At 46.8% G+C, this 4,475-nt stretch carries 3 protein-coding genes and 1 tRNA gene; all 4 read left to right on the forward strand.

The window, feature by feature from the left end:
* Positions 1 to 148: 148 nt before the first annotated feature.
* Positions 149 to 1,174 carry a hypothetical protein gene (locus ACEW8P_RS25890; RefSeq protein ID WP_373515959.1) on the forward strand — a complete coding sequence of 342 codons (1,026 nt, stop codon included), beginning with the start codon at positions 149 to 151 and terminating at the stop codon, positions 1,172 to 1,174.
* Between the two features lie 94 nt (positions 1,175 to 1,268).
* Positions 1,269 to 1,733 carry a hypothetical protein gene (locus ACEW8P_RS25895; protein ID WP_373515960.1) on the forward strand — a complete coding sequence of 155 codons (465 nt, stop codon included), beginning with the start codon at positions 1,269 to 1,271 and terminating at the stop codon, positions 1,731 to 1,733.
* Between the two features lie 665 nt (positions 1,734 to 2,398).
* A tRNA-Pro gene (locus tag ACEW8P_RS25900) sits at positions 2,399 to 2,472 on the forward strand.
* 252 nt (positions 2,473 to 2,724) lie between these two features.
* Positions 2,725 to 4,475, forward strand: a 1,751-nt coding sequence (locus ACEW8P_RS25905; RefSeq protein WP_373515961.1) for an AAA family ATPase, incomplete at its 3' end; no start/stop codon positions are given.

The following is a 4,475-nucleotide window of genomic DNA, read 5'->3' on the forward strand; positions in this document are numbered from 1 at the left end:
TGTTTCTTATTCAAAAAGAAGAAATATGCCGTGAAATTTATCTTCAAAAACACTTTATGTTTGCAGTGCACAACCACGAATTATACTTCCTTAGGCAAATCTGAGATTTGTGTACTCCAGCCTATTCAACCGCTCTTGTCCCTATCCTATGATTCCTAGCAAAGTCGATGTCAGCGTCATATACTACGGCAAACCGTATCAGACTATCCTCTCAATTCTCTCCCTGCTGAAGTTCAGTAGGGGACACATCAATAAGGTTTTCGTGACTGTCGAAAAAAAACAGCCTTACAATACATTCGGAGATATTTACAGAGTGATACAGGCAGTTGAGGGACTAATTCCTACCGAACTCTATTATCCTACATTTTTCTATGATTTGGATACGCTTGATCCAGAGAGAGTTAAAAATGAACAAAATTTGCGCTGGAGTATCCCATACCAATATGCGCTGGAAAATTCGGCGATGGATTATCTGTTTATCATGCATAACGATATGATTTTTCATCGGGACATGATCGGAGAAATGCTTCCGGTTCTGAAAGGAGACGCTCAAATGGCGGGAGTTGGTTCTATTGGTCAATGTTGGTCGTGTCCCGCAAACGCAGCCAAACTATGCAGTGGTGCTATCTACGATCAATATGTACCCGGACAAGCCGAAGCAATTGCTCTGCACGAGACGTACGATACTCCGAGAAAATTAAAAGACATCGAAATTCTCAAAACTGGGAGAGTTCACCCGCTTCCCGAGTGCCGTCTGAACGAGTACGCTTGTATGATCGATCTGAAAATTTACCGGAGAACTACTCTTCCCTTTGGCGACAATCTTTGCTTTGGGGGAAACTGGGGCTTCACCGCTGACTTAGGAACGGGATGGTTTCATCAAATGGTCAATCAAGGCTACCAGTTCAAACATTTTGTTTTAGAGGATTACGCTGTTCACTCCCAGTTCAATCCGGTGGGACAGGGGATCGTGGCCTATTCCAACAGAGAGAATTACTTTTTAAGTGAAAACAACGCACTAGAATATTTACGGAAGAATTTCAATACAAAGGTGCCTTTGGGTGCCCTGAATCAAGCAAGCGCGACTTTGAGAACGATCAGATGCGTAATTCCAGAACAGATATCACGAATCAGACGCGCAGCAAAACGGATTTTGCTGCCTGGGGCAAAGTAAATTCAAAAGTAGAAGCCTTTTTGCTTCGAAACAACAAACCAAGATAAACACAGAGTTATCAGTGTGGAAGATTTTCAAATTGTTCAATTTCTCTGTGAAGATCACGAAAGTAGATGTTAGTGTTAGCGTAAATTATTACGGTAAGCCTTACCAAATGGTCGTTGCGATACTGACTTTGTGGAAGTATAGCCATCAACACATCGAAAATATATACCTGGTCGTAGAAAAGGAGCAACCCTTCGAGCAATACGGAGGTGTCAAATTATTAGAATGGGCGTTAAAAGGCTTACCGATCCACTACTTTTTTCTCGACCACTTCTATTATCATGGCTTTACTCCTATCGAGTCACTTGATCAAGAAAACATAAGATACTGCCTGAAATACCAGTACGGTTTAGAAAAAACAAACAAAAAATTTCATTTTCTTTCTCATAACGACTGTCTGTATCAGACCGATCTTCTGGGGATGATGCTTCAAAAAGTGAAAGAGTCAGATGCGCAAGTGGCAGGCATTGGCATGATTGGGCAGTGCTGGAACTGTCCGGCTTTGTTTGCCTAAGTCTACGATGGCTCCCGCTTGGAGTACTTCCACCCCTCAGCTGATGATTACCTGAATTTAATGGACAAGCACCCGATCTTGATCGGACCTGCTCGTAAAGCCATTCATCACGACTTGATCGGCAAAGATCATACATATCCTTTACCAGAATGTCGGCTTAATTAGTATGCTTGTCTGGTCAATACGACGCTTTATCAAGAACTAGCGCTACCTCGTGGAGAGATATTGCAACTTGGGGCTTCCCGGCATGGTACAGACTGGGCGACGGTATGGTTTCACGAAATAGTCAATACTGGTTATAAATTCGTTCACCTCCCACTTGAACCTCACATGGTTCATGCCCTTCCCTTTTCACTCCCGCAAAAAGCGGGCACGTAAGCGATCGTAACTCAGAAGAATACTTTAAAACCGAAGAAAGAGCGCGACAATTTTTGCAAGAATCTTTTCCTGAAAAATTATCATTCCCTCTAACAGTTCATTTTTTTGCTGCGTTGTACTCGTATCAAATCGTAATCGAGCGCTTTTCTGAAAAAATGGGAAGACGACTTATGTCTTTCAAAAGAAAATATTGATAGCACTCCCTACATTTCCACATTAGGATTTTTCTGTAAAGATAATTGCGTCCACAATTTTTTCTCTTTACTTTTGCCCTCCCAACACATCATCGGGATGTGGCGCAGCCCGGTAGCGCACACGCCTGGGGGGCGTGGGGTCGCAGGTTCAAATCCTGTCATCCCGACAAAACCCGATCAGCAATGATCGGGTTTTCTTTTTCCAGCGCTCATAGCGCACACGTTTGGAGGGCGCGGGGTCGCAGCCGGAAGCTCGGAGGCGTCAAACCCTATCATTTAACTACTTAAAAGCTTGATAATCATCCGATTGTCAGGCTTTTTTTCTTATACTTTAAGTCCAAGTAGAGTCCATTTGGTTAAAGCTTTTCATTGTATTATAAATTTTCTGTCTACTTCTGAACGCCCATAACTATTTAAGAATGATCCCCGTAAGCCTCACCATTAAAGGATTATATTCCTACAAAGAAGCCCAGGAAATCGACTTTACACGCCTGACTGAAACGGCCCTGTTCGGGATTTTTGGTAAAGTGGGCAGTGGCAAATCTTCTATTCTGGAAGCGATCACCTACGCGCTTTACGGCGAGACCGACCGCCTTAACAAGTCGGGCGACGACCGCAACTACAACATGATGAATCTGCGATCCAATGAGTTGCTGATTGATTACGTCTGCCGGGCCGGGCCGGAGGGCAATAAGTACCGCTTTACGGTCAAAGGCAAGCGCAACAGCAAGCGCTTCGAACAAGTCAACACCTACGAGCGCGCTTCCTACGAATGGAACGACGAGGCAGAGGGCTGGGCGCCGCTGGAACTGGATGGCGCCGCAGAAAAGATCATCGGGCTGAGCTACGACAACTTTAAGCGCACCATCATCATCCCGCAGGGGAAGTTCCAGGATTTTCTCGACCTGCCACAGGCGCAGCGCACGCGGATGATGAATGAAATTTTCCAGCTCAGCCGTTACGACCTGGCCGATAAGGTCAAAATACTGAAGAACCGCAACGACAACCAACTTGAAAATCTGGCAGGCAAATTGACCCAACTTGGCCAAACTACCCTCGAACTACTGGCGCAGTCGCGGCACGACTTGAAAAACGCCGAGTCGCTCATCAAAACCAACGAACGGGATTCGAAGGAGTTGACCGAAAACGAAAAGCAACTCGAAACACTCCGCCAGCTTTTTGCCGAAAAAGAAACCGCCACCCAAAAAATTGCGATCCTCGCAACTCAGGAGGCCGATTATACCCAACGCGCCGCCCGCCTCGACCGCTACCAGTCGTGCCGAAATACGTTCAAGCTGGTGCTGGATCAGAAAAAAATTCGCGAAAACGACCTGACACGGGACACCAAACTTTTGCAAGAAAAGGGAAAGACTTCGGCTGAAAGGCAGCAGCGGATTGAGGTGGAGCAGAAAAAGTTAGAGGGAATTTTGCCTGACTACGAAAAGCGCGAATCGCTGAAAAAAGAAGCCGAAGAGCTAGGTGTGGTGCTGACGCTGGCGCAGTCGCGGGAAGAGCGGGACAAGCTGGCGGAAGATCAGAAGCGCGGCCGGATAGCACTGGTGGAAAGAAAAGACGTAGTTGGTCAGTTGATTCAGCAAAAAAGCGAGTTAGAGAAATCGCTGGACAAGGCGAAGGCCGGGCGTGTAGATTTGGAGGTCGTGACAAAAGTTTCGGAATGGTTTTCGGTTCAAAATGCGTTGCTGGCGGCAAAGGAATCGCTGAAGAAAGACGCCAACGCGGTGGCCAACGACGAGGAAAAACTCGAGATGAGCAAGGTCAATTTGCTGCTCGAAGTACCCTTCGACCAGATGTTCGGCCCCGAGGACGCCGCCACGCCGCCCGCCCAACTCCGCGAGCGGCTCGACCGTGAAAAGCAGGTACTTGTCGGACAGTACGCCGAGGTAGACAAGCAAATCCTGCGCCTCAAAACCCAACGCGAACTACGCGAATACGCCAGTGACTTGCAGCCCGGTGTGGCCTGTCCGCTTTGCGGTTCGGTACATCATCCGAAGGTGATGGGCGGCGGCAACATAATCGACAACGAGTTGAAGGCATTTGAGCAAAAGCAGAAAAAACTCCGCGAGACGGAAGCTGCCTACGACCAACTCAAAAACCACCTCGCCGGGCTGGAAAAAGAATTTGTCTTTTACGAAAACCGAAAGAAAACTAT

This window comes from Persicitalea sp. (assembly GCF_041751555.1).
In the GTDB taxonomy this organism is placed as follows: domain Bacteria; phylum Bacteroidota; class Bacteroidia; order Cytophagales; family Spirosomataceae; genus Persicitalea.